The organism is Aeoliella sp. (genome assembly GCF_965227375.1).
Taxonomy (GTDB): Bacteria; Planctomycetota; Planctomycetia; order Pirellulales; family Lacipirellulaceae; genus Aeoliella.
This window is the reverse complement of sequence record NZ_CBDDFX010000002.1, coordinates 290653-304783: the sequence shown is the minus strand read 5'-3', so window position 1 is coordinate 304783 and position 14131 is coordinate 290653. Positions and strand designations below refer to the sequence as shown.

Sequence of the window (14131 nt, the reverse complement as noted above, 5' to 3'; positions counted from 1 at the left end):
TCGTTTTAGCTAGAGTAGAGTTCCCGCCAACACCTCCCCTTCCCATCTCCCCCGGCTACTCCACATGCGCAGCCTGCTTTTCGTCGTTGCCTCGTTCGCCATCACGATCCTGTGCTGGGGTCTTTACGGGCCGGTGCTGCACTTCGGGCAGCACGGCATGTATACCGGTCCTACCGACGTCCCGCCTCCACATATTGCAAGGCTACGGCCGTTTGTTTGCGTGGGACTCGCTTACTTTCTGATCGGCGTGATTGTCCCGGCCTTGATCCTGTACTTCAAAGGCGAAAAGGGCCACTGGAGCATGTCGGGCGTCATCTGGAGCCTGGCGGGCGGTGCGCTCGGTGCGATTGGCGCATTGGGCATCATCATGGCGTTCAACTTCGACGGTAAGCCGGTTTACGTGATGCCGCTGGTGTTCGGCGGCGCGCCGGTGGTCAACTCGTTCCTCACCATCGTATGGGCCAAGAAGCTGAAAGAAGTGGGGCCGCTGTTCCTCGCCGGCTTGATCATCGTGTTGATCGGCGCGGTGACCGTGCTGGTGTTCAAACCTTCGACCGGCGAGGCCGACCTGAGCGGCGGCTTCATGGACTGGGTGTATCGAATCCTCTCGATCCTCACGGTGATTGCCTGCTGGGGCGCTTACGGGCCAGTGCTGCACAAAGGTCAGGCGGCGATGGATCACAGCCGACTGCGACCACTGCTATGCGTCGGCTTGGCCTACTTTGCCATTGCGGTGGTGGTGCCGTTCATGCTGCTCAACAGCGTGCTGCCGGAAGCGAGTTCATTCGCCAAGGTTTCGGGAACCCTGTGGAGCCTCGGAGCCGGCGCCGCGGGCGCGGTTGGCGCTTTGGGCATCATCATGGCGTTCAACTTCGGCGGCAAGCCAGTCTTTGTGATGCCACTGGTGTTCGGCGGAGCACCCGTTGTGAACGTGCTGTTCGACACCTGGTACAACGAACATTTCGAGCACCTGAGTCCGTGGTTCCTCGCCGGATTGATCCTGGCTATCACCGGTTCGGCCATGGTGCTGGTGTTCGCTCCCCGGGGCAAACCACCCGCCAAGAAAGTGGAAGAGAAACCCAAGCCAGAGCCAAAAGTGGACGAAGCCAAACCGGCGGAAGCACGAAATCCACTGGCCAAATAGTGCGAAATAGCCGGACCGCCACGCGGTCTGCGGGTGCCTGGGGTCGAGTGCAACGAGCCCCCAGCAAGTGAGTTTCTGGGGGCTCGCGGAGCTCGTCCCCAGCCACCCTGAAACTTCTGGTTACTCAAGTGCCGCGCACACCGCCGTACCACTCGATCTGCTTGCGTGGGCAGAACACGTAGCCCTGCTCCTGGCAGTAGGGTCGCAGCCATGTTTCGCGGCGATCGAGTTCCGGTTGTTCGGTGCCCTGCGGCATCAACAGCACGCGGTCGCCCTCCACAGGGCCGAGTTCCGCAAGATACTCGTCGACCTCGGTGAGATCGTCGGGCGTGTCGACGACGAACTTCAGTTGGTAGGTGTGCTGGTCGATCAGCTCGCGCACGATGTCGGGACGGTGACGCGTCTCGTTATGGCGATGATGCCAGCGGTGGTGCTCCTGGCGGTTGGGTGCGGAGCTGGCAAACTTCGGGCTCACCGACATCAGGTCGCACTCCAGCGGCAAGAATAGCGTGCCGGCCGTCTCGATCGTCACATGACGTCCGCGACGTCGAAGCTCCTCGCACAGCGGGATCAACTCGGCGAACAGCATCGGCTCGCCGCCGGTCAGCACCACGTGCGGGCAGTCCCACTCGTCCACCTGGGCGATGATCTCGTCGACGCCCAGGTCGATGCCTTCGGGCATCCACGAGGCGAACGGCGTGTCGCAATACCAGCAGCGAAGGTTGCAGCCGCTGGTGCGAACGAACACGCTCGGCATTCCGGTGAGTAGTCCTTCGCCCTGCGTCGATTTGTAGATTTCCGCGATCCGCATTTACTCTAACTCGGTTCTCTGTTCTCAGACTTCTTCAGGCTTGGTACTCAATCGGATCGGTCAAACCCGCCTCGGCGAAGCCCTTCTTGCGCAGATGGCAGGCGTCGCAGTGGCCGCACGCTACGCCAGCCGGGTTGGGGCTGTAGCAGGTGTGGGTCAAACCATAGTCGACGCCTAGTCGGGTGCCGCATTCGATGATTTGTGCCTTCGTCCATTCTACTAGCGGCGTGTGGATCTTGAACCGCAACGTCCCTTCGACGCCCGCTTTGGTGGCCAGGTTCGCCAGTTTTTCATAGGCCGCGATGTACTCGGGCCGGCAGTCGGGGTAACCGCTGTAGTCCACCGCGTTGACGCCGATGAAAATGTCGGCCGCGCCCACCACTTCGGCATATCCCAGTGCCAAGGACAGCATCACCGTATTGCGGGCGGGCACATAGGTGACCGGGATGCCGGTGGCGATCGACTCATCGTCGCGGTCGTGTGGCACTTCGATATCGTCGGTCAGTGCGCTTCCGCCCAGGCGGTCGAGCGTGATCGAAACCGTCTTGTGCTCGCTCACTCCCTGGGCCTGGGCCACGCGGTCAGCCGCTTCGAGTTCGAACCGATGACGTTGCCCGTAGTCGACGCTCAGGGCGTGGACGTCGAACCCCTGGTCGAGGGCGATGGCCGTGGTGGTAGCCGAATCGAGCCCCCCCGACAGCAGCACAACGGCTTTTGGTTTGTCGCGTTTATTCAGAGTCATGGTCCCTAAAATTTGGGTCAGCGGGCAGCCTGAAGTGATTAGACTCAGTTTTGCGGCACCTTTCGCCACACGGGTCATCATGCCAAAATGGCCACTCGCCCGATAGGAGGAAAGGTCCCCATCATGTCTGAAAACCGTCAACTACTCGAGACTTTTGAAAACCAGTTTCCCGACCGCGATTACAAGATCGAGATCGTGGCCCCGGAGTTCACTTCGGTCTGTCCAAAAACAGGTCAGCCCGATTTTGGCACCTTGACCATTTCGTACACTCCCGACAAGGCCTGCATTGAGCTAAAGAGCCTGAAGATGTACTTGCAGAGCTACCGCAACCAGGGCATTTACTACGAGCACGTTACCAACACGATGCTCGACGATCTGGTTTCGGTTAGCAAGCCGCGCTGGATGAAGATCGAGGCAGCGTTCAACGCCCGAGGCGGCATTACCGAAACCGTAACCGCCCAATATGCCGCGGCGATGTAATCGTCGCGGTAATGTAGTAACCCTATTCTTGCGTCCGCGCAGGCGTATCGACTCGTACCCCCTCAGGAATCAATGGCCGATCAACCCCGCGTTATCCTCTCTGGCTTTGCTGACGAAGCGGCCAACCACAAGACCGCCATCGAACAATTCGCCGCATTCGCTGCCATTGGTTTGGAGTACTACAGCCTGCGATTCGTCGACGTCGGCAACGGCATCAAGAACGTGATGCAGCTCACCAAGAGCGAAATCACGAAGCTCCGCCACCTGGAAGACGAATTCGGCATGAACGTGGCGTCGATCGGCTCGCCCATCGGCAAGGTCAAGCTGCTCGACAAGAAAGACGGCACCAAGAACCGCTACGTGCCGTTCAAGAAGTACTTGAAGAGCGAAGTGAAGAAGGCGTGCGAGCTGGCCCATGCATTCGAGACCAAACTGATTCGCGGCTTCAGCTTCTACCATCCCAAGGGCACCGACCCGCGCGAGCACATCAACCAGGCGGCCGACCAGTTGGGCGAAATCGCCGAGCTGTGCCATCGCAGCGATTTGACCTTCGGCCTGGAGGTCGAGGCCAACTTGATTGGCCAGACCGGCGAGCTATTGGCCGAACTGCACCGCAAAGTGAACCACCCGGCGATGGTCACCATCTTCGACGGGGGCAACCTCGTGAGTCAGGGCATGAGCACCGACGAGGTGTACCAGGAGTACCTGGCGATGAAGCCCAGCCTCGGCTGGATGCACATCAAGGACTACCGCGATCCGACGCTCACTGGCAAGACCGACCACGTCGAAGAGGAAAAGCTGAAGAACTTTGTGCCGGCCGACATGGGCGACAGCGGCCACGCGCGGATTCTGGAAGATTTCAAGGAGGTGCTGCCCAAGCTCACCCGCAAGCTCAAACGGCGGGGCATTCCGGGCGTGTTCCTCGATCTCGAGCCGCACCTCAAAGGCGGCGGCCAGTTCGGTGGGTTTAGCGGCCCCGACGGAATGGGCGTTGCGCTGCGTGGACTGCGACGGGTGCTCGACTTTGTCGGCATCGAGTACGACATCCGCGGCTGGGACGACGTCGTCGCTTCGCGAGGCTTCTAGTGCTTCTCGACGCCGGCGATGGGCAGTTCGCTGGAGCTGTCGTCCTGCACCGGCTGCTTCACTTTCGGCGCCGAAGGCGCGGACATAGCACGTGCGGTGCGCAGTGCCCAGAAGCCCGCTCCCGCGATGGCGCCGGCGCCGCAGAACATTTGTAGGCCGAGTTGTCCGCCAGAGGACCAAACCAGGTACGCTCCGCCGATCGCGCCGGTGGCGCACATCAGCAGGTTCGACAACGCCAGCTCGCGATGACGCCGCGAGTTGGCAATCTTGATCGCCTCGCGCGCCGAGCTATTGGCCAGGTCGCGTAGGGAGGACATATCGGTTGCTTGCTCCGGCTTCGCCGCCGACTTGATCTCCTCCAGATTCTCCAATGGCTTCTCGGGCTCCGCCAGCTCCGCCGACTCTGCCGTCAGCATGGAGGTCAGTGGGTTGGGCCGCGCCAAAATGGACTCGGTCGACTTCGGCATGGGATGCGCCGAAGCTACCTCAGAGGACTCTGCCGGTTTGGGGGAATCGTTCGCGGTGGGTGCGGGCTCGGGAGACGACTCGCCGCGCAGGCGGGCCATCATCTTCGCCATGTAGTCTTCGATCGACTCGTCTCCGTCTTCCTCACCTGCTGGAGTCTCAGCGACCGGCTGCGGCACCGGCGGTTCAATGGCGGGTGTTTCTGCGGCCGGTGGCTGCAGGTCGTTGCCTTCTTCTTCCAGCAGGTGCTTGTATCGCTCTACGAACGAAACCTGCTCTTCCTGTTCCTTGACCGGTTCGGGGGGTGCGTCGAATGCCGTAGTGGGCAGCACCGCCGGAGTTTCCTCGGCGACTGGTTCGTCAAGTGGCTCCGGTTGCGGCTCGGCGAGCAATTCGGTCGGTGGTTCGACTGAAGACTCATCCTGCGGCTCCAACTCGGTTGCATCGGTAGTGCTGCTCCAGGCATCATCGCTTGTTGAATCTTCGGCGGCGGGTTCGTCCGCAGGTTCGTCGGTCGGTTGCTGGAATGGGTCAAAAGCCTGCTCGGCTTCTGGTGTGTCGATCTCTGTCCCCGCGTCAGTAGCGTCGGGCAGCGATTCGGCTACCTCCGCTTCTTCCTCAGTATGCTCCACTTCGTGATGCAACTTTTCCGACGCCGCCGCTCGTAGCGAGTTCAAACGGCCCCATACGTCGCCCTCAGCTTCCGGTTCGGTGTCCGCCGTGGCGATCGGGTCTGTGGTCGGCTCTTCCGGCGGGCTTTCAGGCTCGCGGGTCGAAGTCAGGGACTCCTCGGCCACTGCGGGCTCCGGCTCGCTCAGGTCATACTCGGCCGACTCTACTGCCTTTGGCGTTTGGACTTCGATATCCCACAACCCCTCGCCCGCCGGAGCGGGTTCAGGCGTTGCCTCGGCGTTCAGCGGGTCGTCGTCCATTGGTTCGGTGTGTTGATCTGCATCCCACAGATAGTCGCTGATGGGATCGGCCGCAGCGGTCGGCTCTTCCGTCTCGGGAAAAGCAAATCTGGCTGGTTCGGCGGGCTGCTCTTCGTGGCTTGTTGCTTCCTCGGGCTCGTCCGCAGCGCCCCAATCGACAAACCGCTCCGTGAGATTCTCGCTGACGGGTTCGGGCGCGGGCGTGGGTTCGGCCTCCGGTTCAACTTCCGCGGCCTCGGGCGGCTGCTGGGCAATAGCGGTCGGCTCCGCTTCGCCGGCGTATTGCAGGGGCAGCTCGCTTTCAGTTGGCTCGCTCGCAGCCTGCTGAACTTCGGCAGCTTCCTGCTTGCGCAACAGCTCTTCACGCAAGTCGTACACCAGGGCGTCGCGCTCGCTGATCTGTTGCTCCAGATCGGTCAGGCGTTGCTCCAACTCCGCGACTCGCTCGTTCTCGGCTTTGGTGCGCGCGTTGAGTTCTTCACGAACCTCGAGCATGTCGTGCGCCAAGGTTCCGAGCTGGCTACGCAGGTCGTCCCGCTCGCCAGTAAGCTGATGCCGCTCGGCTTCGAGTTCTACCAGGCGGACCTGAAGATTGGCCAAGTCGGCCGACAGTTGCTCGTTCTCGAGCCGTTGGCGGCGTGCCAGTTGTACCAACTGGCGGGCGCGGGTGCGGTTGGTTCGTACCGAAGCTTCAAGCGGCTGGATTCTGCTAGCGTGCGCAGCGGGTTCTTCTTCCGCTTCGGCCGCTGGCTCCTCGACGTCGGTCCACTCGTTGCTTTCTGGCGTCGCGTCGTCCGACCAGGTCTCAGATTCCTCGCCATCGCCGGCGTACGCCTCCTCGGGCTCCGTGTCTGGGGCCGATTCGGCCATCGCAGGGTGGTCGAGAACCAGTTCCACCGGACCAATCGTCAAGCGATCGCCCAGCGCCATGGTGGCTTCGGTGAAAGGTTCGCCGTTGAGAAGCGTTCCATCCGACCACCGACGTACCACTGGGCCCTCCTGCCCGGGCGTGAGTAGGCAATGCAGCGGTCGGACCCCCTCGTCCGTGAGCCGCAGGGTGCAGCTTTGGCCGCTGCCGATGGTCACCTTGTCGACCGCCAGCTGGACGAGACAATCGCCTTCGTCGGCGCGGCGGAGCAGCCAGGTGGCTTCGCACGATGTGTCGGGTGCTTGAAGGGCTGCTTGGGTCATTGGTTTCGTGTTCTTCTGTCGTTGTCTATCTGCCCCGGTCACCTCGCTACTTGCGCAAACGTGCAACTCTCGTAGACTGCGCGCAGTGAAGGCCCGTTGATTAGATGTAGCTCGCAGCGTGTTGCTCGTCAAAAACTGCCAGAGGAGCAATTCGAAGTTCGGGAATCCCGTTGATCGGGCTCATTCACTTGCGCCGAATGTGCCGATTGCGCTGGTGTAGCGGGAATGCGCTTCGGGTGGCAAGCGGCCATTTGCCAAGGTGTCTCCCCCGCTCGGGTGTCGTTTTGCGGGCACCCGACCGGGTCGTGTGGTCGATTTGCAACACAAAAAGTAGGGAAAATTCACACCTGCGGGTTACGCAGCCTGGGAGCAGCCAAGCCACAAAAACCGATTCCACGACAACCTTCCCATTCCCGCTTGCGTACTATAGTTACCGTGACGGCTGGAGGGTTGTGGTTTAGCCCATCCCAACCGGCAGTTACTCACCATGTAGTCCCGGCAGGCAGCCCCTGCTGAGGATTGTAAAACTGCGGAAGAGCAGAGAGCCGGCCAGCCAGATCCGCATGGCGATCGGTCGGAGGCAACGAGGAGCACACCCATGGCACGCAAAGATTCCATCCAAAAGATGCGCGAGGTGCTGGTGAAGCGCCGCGACGCTTTACGTAGGGCATTGGCCGGCGACTTGAGCTTGCTCAAACAGCTTCGCGAGCAGTCGGGCAGCGACGTGGTGGATGCCGCGCTGGATGCCGCCCAGGACGAAATCAGTTCGCAATTGGCCGAAGTGGAATCGCGCGAGTTGGCCAACATCGAGCGGGCGCTCGATAGTATGCGTCAGGGAACCTACGGCAATTGCGAAATCTGCAACGCCAAGATCCCGCTCGCCCGCCTGCAAGCATTGCCCTACGCGACGATGTGCATCGACTGCCAGCGCGCCGCAGAGAACGGCCAGCTCGACTTGCGAGGAGACGCCAACTGGGGGCGAGTAGTCGACACCGGCTTCACCGATGCCGACGTGTCGCTTACCGACCTGGAGATGTAGGGTCTGCTGTCTCATCCCGCAGAGTCCACGCAATCCAACGAAGCCGCCGACCCCCCAGGTCGGCGGCTTCTTTTTTTCGCTCGTCGGCGGTAAACCACTCCGATTTGCTGGGCCTGTTTAGTGGATGAGTTATAATTCCCGAGAGTTCCCCAGTCACTCGTCCTGATGCCACCTCGAGGTCGTCTGTGCATCGCACTTTGCCCAAAGCCCTTTGCTTGCTTGCCGTATCGTGTGCGCTTGGCCAGATGTGGCCGACCGAGGCGCTGGCGCAGATTGCCGCACTCGGCGCCACCTCCACCGCCAACGAGCGCGAGCAAGAGTACGACCAACTGGCCCGCGACGTGGAGGCCCTGGAACGCGAACTGGGCATCATCAAGCGGGTGGTCAAGCTGGTGACTCCGGCTGTGGTGCACATCGAAGCGAGCCCCGTGCGAGGTTCGGGCCAGCGGTCCGATCTTCAGGAAGCAGGCTCTGGCGTGATCGTGAAGATCAACAACAAGCCATTCGTGCTGACCAACCGCCACGTGATCAAACACTCTTCGGCTCCTTACATCCGTGTGCAGTTCGCCGATGGCAACGTCACCCGGCCCAATCAGGTTTGGAGCGATCCCCAGACCGACGTCGCCGTGCTGCGACTGCCCGACAACGATCTGCTGGCCGCCCGTTTGGGGAATAGCAGCAATCTGGATATCGGCGAGCAGGTGCTGGCCGTGGGCAGCCCGTTTGGCTTGAGCCAGAGCGTCACCCGCGGCATTATCAGCGCGAAGGGACGCTACAATCTCGACCTGGGCGACGGCGATGTTCGTTTGCAGAACTTCCTGCAGACCGATGCGGCCATCAATCCTGGCAACAGCGGCGGACCGTTGATCAACCTCCGCGGCGAAGTGGTCGGCATTAACACGGCCATCGCCAGCAACTCGGGCGGCAACGAAGGCATTGGCTTTTCGATCCCCATCAACGCGGTGGTTCGCATCGCCAAAGATCTGACCACCGTGGGGCACGTGAACCGCGGCTTCCTGGGCGTGACGCTCGACTCGCTGTTCGACGACCGCCGCGCCCGAGCACTTGGGCTGCCCGGTTTGTCTGGCACGCGCGTCAAGTCGGTCGAAGCGGGCTCGCCTGCCGACCGCGCACGGCTCAAGCCCGACGACGTGATCCTGATGTTCGACGGCATCCGCGTCTCCGACATGGACCACCTGATCAGCCTGGTGGGGCTGACGGAAATCGGTCGCAAGATCCCGCTCATCGTCTATCGCGACCGGCGGGCGATTGAACTCGACGTGAAGATCGGCGACGCGCCCGAAGAAGACTCGGGCAGCTAAGCCACTGCTTACTTCACGGAGCGCGGTGGATCGTGTCGACGATCACCGCTTCCACTGCGGCCGCATCCATCTCGATCGCGACGTCCATGTTCGGCTGCTCGACACTGTGCGGGCGGCGGTCGAACACAGTAGCGCCGTGTGTCAGGTTGCCGCTCGTTTCTACGTCGCCGTACAACCGCTCGGTGGTGAACAACGAAGGCCGCATCGCGGCCACCACTGCTACCGCGTCGTGGGCGTGGATTCCTTCGACCCCTAAGTGCTGCCGCGCGCTGCGGTAAGCGCCGGGCAGAATCCTCTGCAGCAGTTGCGACGAACGCGTATTGAGCGATTTGAGTTGCTCCAGGAAGTCGAATCCCAGCACGACCTCGTTCGTCAGATCGAGCGGGATCAACGTCTTGGTCACCGGAGAGCGGAACACCTGGCTGGCCGCGTCGCTATCGCAATAGATGTTGAACTCGGCCGCGGCAGTGATATTGCCGGGCGAGCAGACCGTGCCGCCCAGGATGATCAGATGGCCGATTTTGCTCGCCAAGTCAGGCTCGCACCGCAGGACGTCTGAAATGTTCGAAAGCGGGCCCGTGGCTACGATGGTCACGTCGCCTGGCGACTTGCGGATTTCGTCGCCCAGCACTTTCACCGACATATGCCGATTCGCCAGCGGGGCCACTTGGAAGTGCGCGCCGCACAAACCATCGTCGCCATGCAGGTGCCGCGCGTCGGCGCGCAAGATCTGGTCGGGCGAGGCTGCGCCGATCCGCGGCCAACGCGGCGGATCGAGTTGCTCGATCAAGGCTTGAACATTGCGGCTGGCCAATTGCGGCTCGACATTTCCACCCGTGGCCGTCACCGCGATCACGTCCAACTCTTCGGCTGCAACCGCCACGCACAGGGCGATGGCGTCGTCGTAGCCGGGGTCCATGTCCAAGATTACTTTACGGGGCATTCATTCCTCGTGCGGTTGTCGATCCGTGTGTCGCTGCCGACCTAGGATTCGGCCGGGACTTCCTTTATCCTGGACCGCCCAAGATAACACAATGTGGGTTTCGTTTTCCAAGGGTCGAGCCATACCAGAATGAATCCGCAAATTGCTGAAATTGTCGGCCGCGTGGCCGGGGGAATCGATCTGACGATGCCCGAAATGCAGGCCACCATCGATTTGATGATGGACGGCGACTGCACCGACGAGGAAACTGCCCTTTTGCTGACCGGTTTGGCCGCGAAGGGCGAAACGGTCGACGAACTCGCCGGCGCGGCTGCGTCGATGCGGACCCATATGACCACAATACGCACCTCGCGCACTAGGCTGCTCGATACGTGCGGCACCGGTGGGGGCGGCTCGCAGACATTCAACATCAGCACCACCGCGGCCATCGTGGCGGCCGCGGCCGGCGTGCCGGTCGCCAAGCATGGCAATCGAAGCGTCACCAGCCGCAGCGGCTCGGCCGATGTGTTGGCTGCCTTGGGAGTGAACCTCGACGCCACGCGCGAGCAGGTGGAAGCTTGCCTCGAGGAACTGGGCCTTTGCTTCTGCTTCGCCCCCCTTGCCCACCCCGCCATGCGGCACGTCGGCCCGGTGCGGAAGAAGCTCGGCATCCGCACCATCTTCAACCTGCTCGGCCCACTGGCCAATCCGGCCGGCGCCGAGTACCAACTGTTGGGCGCGGGGCTGGCCAACCAGCAAGACTTGCTGGCCCAAGCAATCGGACGGTTGGGCACGAAGCGAACCTTGGTCGTGCACGGCGGCGACGGGATGGGCGACGTGACCTGCAGCACCACGACCCGCGTGTTGTCCGTCACACCGGCAGGGATCGAGGAGTTCGAGTGGACGCCCGCCGATTTTGGCATCGCGGTTTCGCCGCTCGACACACTGCGGATCGAAACGCCGGAAGAGAGCGCGGCGCTGGTGCGGCGGTTACTCGCTGGCGAAGCGGGACCTCCGCGCGACGTGGTAGTGCTGAACGCCGCCGCGGGACTCATCGCCGCCGGTCGGTCCGACGACCCGAAGGCCGCCGCCGCGATGGCTGCCGAAGCAATCGATAGCGGCGCGGCGGCTGAGTTGCTCAAGCGACTCGGCGAGCGAAGCCACGCCCCGGCCTAAGTGGTTACCACTCTTCACGACCCAGGATGGGAAGCGCGAACTCGAACGCTTCATGCCACTGGGGCGTGTCGGCCACGCGGAAGCACTCGTAGATCTTCTTCGGGCGGCGGGTTCCATCCGGCTCTCGGGTGCGAAGGCCCAAGTTCAATCCTCCTTCGTGCGGATGGTCGACGTGCCGGTGGAGGATAAACGCGTCGATGCCGTTGAGTTTGGCGACTTTGCGGTACGCAGCGCAGTAGGCCGCGGCCTGCAGCAGCTCGCCCTCGGGGTCGTTTGTCGAGTGGAAGCCTTGCTCGCTGAGGATGATCCGCCGTGGTTGACCTTGATGTTGCAGCTGCGGCTGTGCCATGTAGTCGACCAGTACTTCGAGGTTCTTGAACGTGATCCTTGGTGTGTCGAACGTCGGCAGCGCGGTCTTGTCGTTCCAGAAGCGGGGATTGAACAGATCTTCTGGGTACGGATGGTAGGCGACGTGCCAGTCGAAGTCGTCCTCGGCCGACTCCTGGCCGCGACGGGCGAAGTCGTCCACCAGGCGGCGGCCCGCAAACGTCTGGTCGGCGTCGCCGGCCGGGTAGCGGATGTTCCAGAAGTGGTCGAGCGAAATGTACACCCGTGGCCACGACGCCTGCCGACGCACCGCATGATGCACCAGCTTCAGGGTTTGCCAGTACATGTCGGCCACTTCTTCGAACGACGCCCGTCCGACGTTGTTCCAGTACCAGTGCGAGTTTACCTCGTTGCCTACGATGTACCCCACCACGCGGCCATGTTCGCCGTCAGGGTTCGACCACCGCTCGGCCAGAAAGCCGATGAGAGCTGTGAGGTATTCGCGGCTTTGCTCGTTAGCGATGTTCGCCTGGCCCATGTGGTTGGGCGCGGCGGGATCGAACCGTGGGTGCATCATCAACTGGTTGACGCCGGGGTGTTCGGACGCGTACACCAGCAGAATGGCGTACACCAGCACGCCTTGGTCGCTGAGCCCACGAATCTGCGCGTCGAGCGATTGCAGGTACCGCTTGCGAACTGCGTAAGAATGGCCGTTGGCCTCGAAGTTCAGTGTGTCGCCCTCCACCTGTGTTCCAGGTGGAATGGCTAGTTGGGACAGAGCCACGTTGATGGCCGCGTGCTTGACGCCGAGCGCCAGCGCGTCGTCGACCATCTCGACTTGCAGGCCCTTCTTCGACTTGGCCGTAGGGAACTCGCCCTGGTACTTCGACGCAATGGGCTCGGCCAAGGCGAACTGGCACACAGCCAAAGCGGCCAGCGCAAGGAACCATCGTACAGAGGCTGTGACCGGTAGTCGTTTCATCAAGCCAAGATCGGCGTCACGATGTGAGCTTTCTCTACGCCCGTCAGACGCTGGTCGAGGCCGCGGAACTTGATACTCAGCTTTTCGTGGTTGATGCCCAGTTGGTGCAGGATCGTGGCGTTCAGGTCGCGAATGTGCACGGCGCCGTCTTCGAACTTGTCGGTCGGCGCGCCGGAAGCGTCGACGATGTTACAACCGTAATCGTCGGTGGTGCCGTGCACGGCGCCGCCCTTCACGCCGCCGCCGGCCATCCAGATAGAGAAGCAGCCAGGGTGATGGTCGCGGCCGTAGGTCTTGTCGGTTAGCGCGCCCTGGCAGTAGATGGTGCGGCCAAACTCGCCACCCCAGATCACCAGCGTGTCGTCGAGCATGCCCCGATTCTTGAGGTCTTGCACGAGCGCCCAACTCGCCTGATCGACGTCTTTGCACTGCAAGGGCAGATCGCGGGGGATGTCGCCATGCTGATCCCAGCCGCGATGGAAGATCTGAGTAAACCGCACGCCGCGCTCCGCCATGCGGCGAGCCAGCAGGCAACTCGCGGCGAACGTGCCCGGCTTGTGTACATCCGGCCCGTACATGTCGAGGATGTGCTGCGGCTCGTCAGAGATGTCGACCAGGTCGGGCACCGAGGTCTGCATGCGGTAGGCCATCTCGTACTGCGCGATCCGGGCGGAAGTTTCCGGGTCGGCGTACTTTTCGTAATGATCCTGGTTGAATTCGGCGATCGAGTCGAGCACCCTGCGGCGGTCGCTGGCGTCGACGCCCGGCGGATTGGAGAGGAACAACACGGGATCGCCAGCCGAGCGGAGCGACACGCCTTGGTGCTTGCTGGCCAGAAAGCCCGTGCCCCACAACCGGTTGTACAGCGCTTGGGCGTCGCGTTTGGCCGACCAGCGCGGCGTCATCACCACAAACGAAGGCAGGTCGGCGTTCTCGCTGCCCAAACCGTAACTGAGCCACGCTCCCAGGCTCGGATAGCCGGGCAGCTGGTTGCCAGTGCTGATGTAGGTGATCGCCGGGTCGTGGTTAATCGCCTCGGTCCACATCGAGCGAATGATGGCGATGTCGTCCACCATCTTGGCCGTGTGTGGCAGCAACTCGCTGACCCACGCACCGCTTTGGCCACGCTGCTTGAATTCGTACCGCGTCGGTGCGATGGGAAACGACGACTGACCTGAAGTCATCGTGGTCACTCGTGTTCGCAGCACCGGCGAGCCGTCTTCGTACTTCTCGCCCCGCAGGTCGACGCGGAGCTTGTCGACCATCTTGGGTTTGTAGTCGAACAAGTCGGGCGGCGAGGGAGCACCCGCCATGAACAGGTAGATCGCCCGCTTCGCCTTGGGAGCAAAGTGCGGAATGCTCGGCAGCCCACCGATCGACTTGGCATCGGCCGTGGGCGCAATGCCGGTCATCGACGCCAGCGCGGCCGTGCCGAGGCCCATCGCGCCCTTAGCGAAGAAGTGGCGACGCGTGAGATGCTGAAGGTATTGCTCAACTGGAGACATAACCGTG

General features: G+C 62.2%; 12 protein-coding genes. 6 read left to right on the top strand and 6 right to left on the bottom strand.

Annotation, left to right across the window (positions count from 1 at the left end):
* Positions 1–64: 64 nt before the first annotated feature.
* On the top strand, positions 65–1144 hold the full coding sequence (locus ACQK2L_RS14310) for a hypothetical protein (RefSeq protein WP_425397702.1): 1080 nt from the start codon (positions 65–67) through the stop codon (positions 1142–1144).
* A 124-nt stretch (positions 1145–1268) separates the two neighbouring features.
* Here the strand turns inward: ACQK2L_RS14310 and ACQK2L_RS14305 are convergent, their stop codons facing one another.
* Together ACQK2L_RS14305 and queC are read right to left on the bottom strand one after the other, a co-directional pair.
* Positions 1269–1955 (bottom strand): 7-carboxy-7-deazaguanine synthase QueE, encoded by a 687-nt coding sequence (locus ACQK2L_RS14305; RefSeq protein WP_425397701.1) that lies wholly within the window; start codon positions 1953–1955, stop codon positions 1269–1271.
* A 34-nt stretch (positions 1956–1989) separates the two neighbouring features.
* On the bottom strand, positions 1990–2697 hold the full coding sequence (queC, locus tag ACQK2L_RS14300; RefSeq protein ID WP_425397700.1) for a 7-cyano-7-deazaguanine synthase QueC: 708 nt from the start codon (positions 2695–2697) through the stop codon (positions 1990–1992).
* A gap of 123 nt (positions 2698–2820) precedes the next feature.
* Here queC and queF point away from each other — a divergent pair, with 123 nt between their 5' ends.
* Together queF and ACQK2L_RS14290 are read left to right on the top strand one after the other, a co-directional pair.
* Positions 2821–3177, top strand: a complete 357-nt coding sequence (gene queF / locus ACQK2L_RS14295) for a preQ(1) synthase (protein WP_425397699.1) — start codon at positions 2821–2823, stop codon at positions 3175–3177.
* Positions 3178–3249: 72 nt separating this feature from the next.
* A complete protein-coding gene (locus tag ACQK2L_RS14290; protein WP_425397698.1) occupies positions 3250–4263 on the top strand; it encodes a sugar phosphate isomerase/epimerase family protein in 1014 nt (337 codons plus the stop codon).
* Here the strand turns inward: ACQK2L_RS14290 and ACQK2L_RS14285 are convergent.
* Positions 4260–6851 (bottom strand): FHA domain-containing protein, encoded by a 2592-nt coding sequence (locus ACQK2L_RS14285; RefSeq protein WP_425397697.1) that lies wholly within the window; start codon positions 6849–6851, stop codon positions 4260–4262. The genes ACQK2L_RS14290 and ACQK2L_RS14285 overlap by 4 nt on opposite strands.
* A gap of 598 nt (positions 6852–7449) precedes the next feature.
* Between ACQK2L_RS14285 and ACQK2L_RS14280 the strand changes: the two genes are divergently transcribed.
* Together ACQK2L_RS14280 and ACQK2L_RS14275 are read left to right on the top strand one after the other, a co-directional pair.
* Complete coding sequence (locus tag ACQK2L_RS14280) at positions 7450–7890, top strand: TraR/DksA family transcriptional regulator (RefSeq protein ID WP_425397696.1); 441 nt, start codon at positions 7450–7452, stop codon at positions 7888–7890.
* 185 nt (positions 7891–8075) lie between these two features.
* On the top strand, positions 8076–9212 hold the full coding sequence (locus ACQK2L_RS14275) for a S1C family serine protease (protein ID WP_425397695.1): 1137 nt from the start codon (positions 8076–8078) through the stop codon (positions 9210–9212).
* Between the two features lie 13 nt (positions 9213–9225).
* On the opposite strand, the gene ACQK2L_RS14270 is transcribed toward ACQK2L_RS14275, so the two are convergent.
* Entirely contained in the window at positions 9226–10155 is a 930-nt protein-coding gene (locus tag ACQK2L_RS14270; RefSeq protein WP_425397694.1) for a nucleoside hydrolase, read from the bottom strand.
* A 129-nt stretch (positions 10156–10284) separates the two neighbouring features.
* Here ACQK2L_RS14270 and trpD point away from each other — a divergent pair, with 129 nt between their 5' ends.
* The gene (trpD, locus tag ACQK2L_RS14265) at positions 10285–11310 is read left to right on the top strand and encodes an anthranilate phosphoribosyltransferase (protein WP_425397693.1); all 1026 of its coding nucleotides are present in this window, start codon (positions 10285–10287) and stop codon (positions 11308–11310) included.
* Positions 11311–11314: 4 nt separating this feature from the next.
* Here trpD and ACQK2L_RS14260 read toward each other — a convergent pair whose 3' ends face one another.
* Positions 11315–12619: a DUF5722 domain-containing protein gene (locus tag ACQK2L_RS14260; RefSeq protein ID WP_425397692.1), complete on the bottom strand. Its 1305-nt coding sequence runs from the start codon at positions 12617–12619 to the stop codon at positions 11315–11317.
* Positions 12619–14124: a DUF1501 domain-containing protein gene (locus ACQK2L_RS14255; protein ID WP_425397691.1), complete on the bottom strand. Its 1506-nt coding sequence runs from the start codon at positions 14122–14124 to the stop codon at positions 12619–12621. Before ACQK2L_RS14255 ends, ACQK2L_RS14260 begins: the two co-directional genes overlap by 1 nt.
* Positions 14125–14131: the final 7 nt, after the last annotated feature.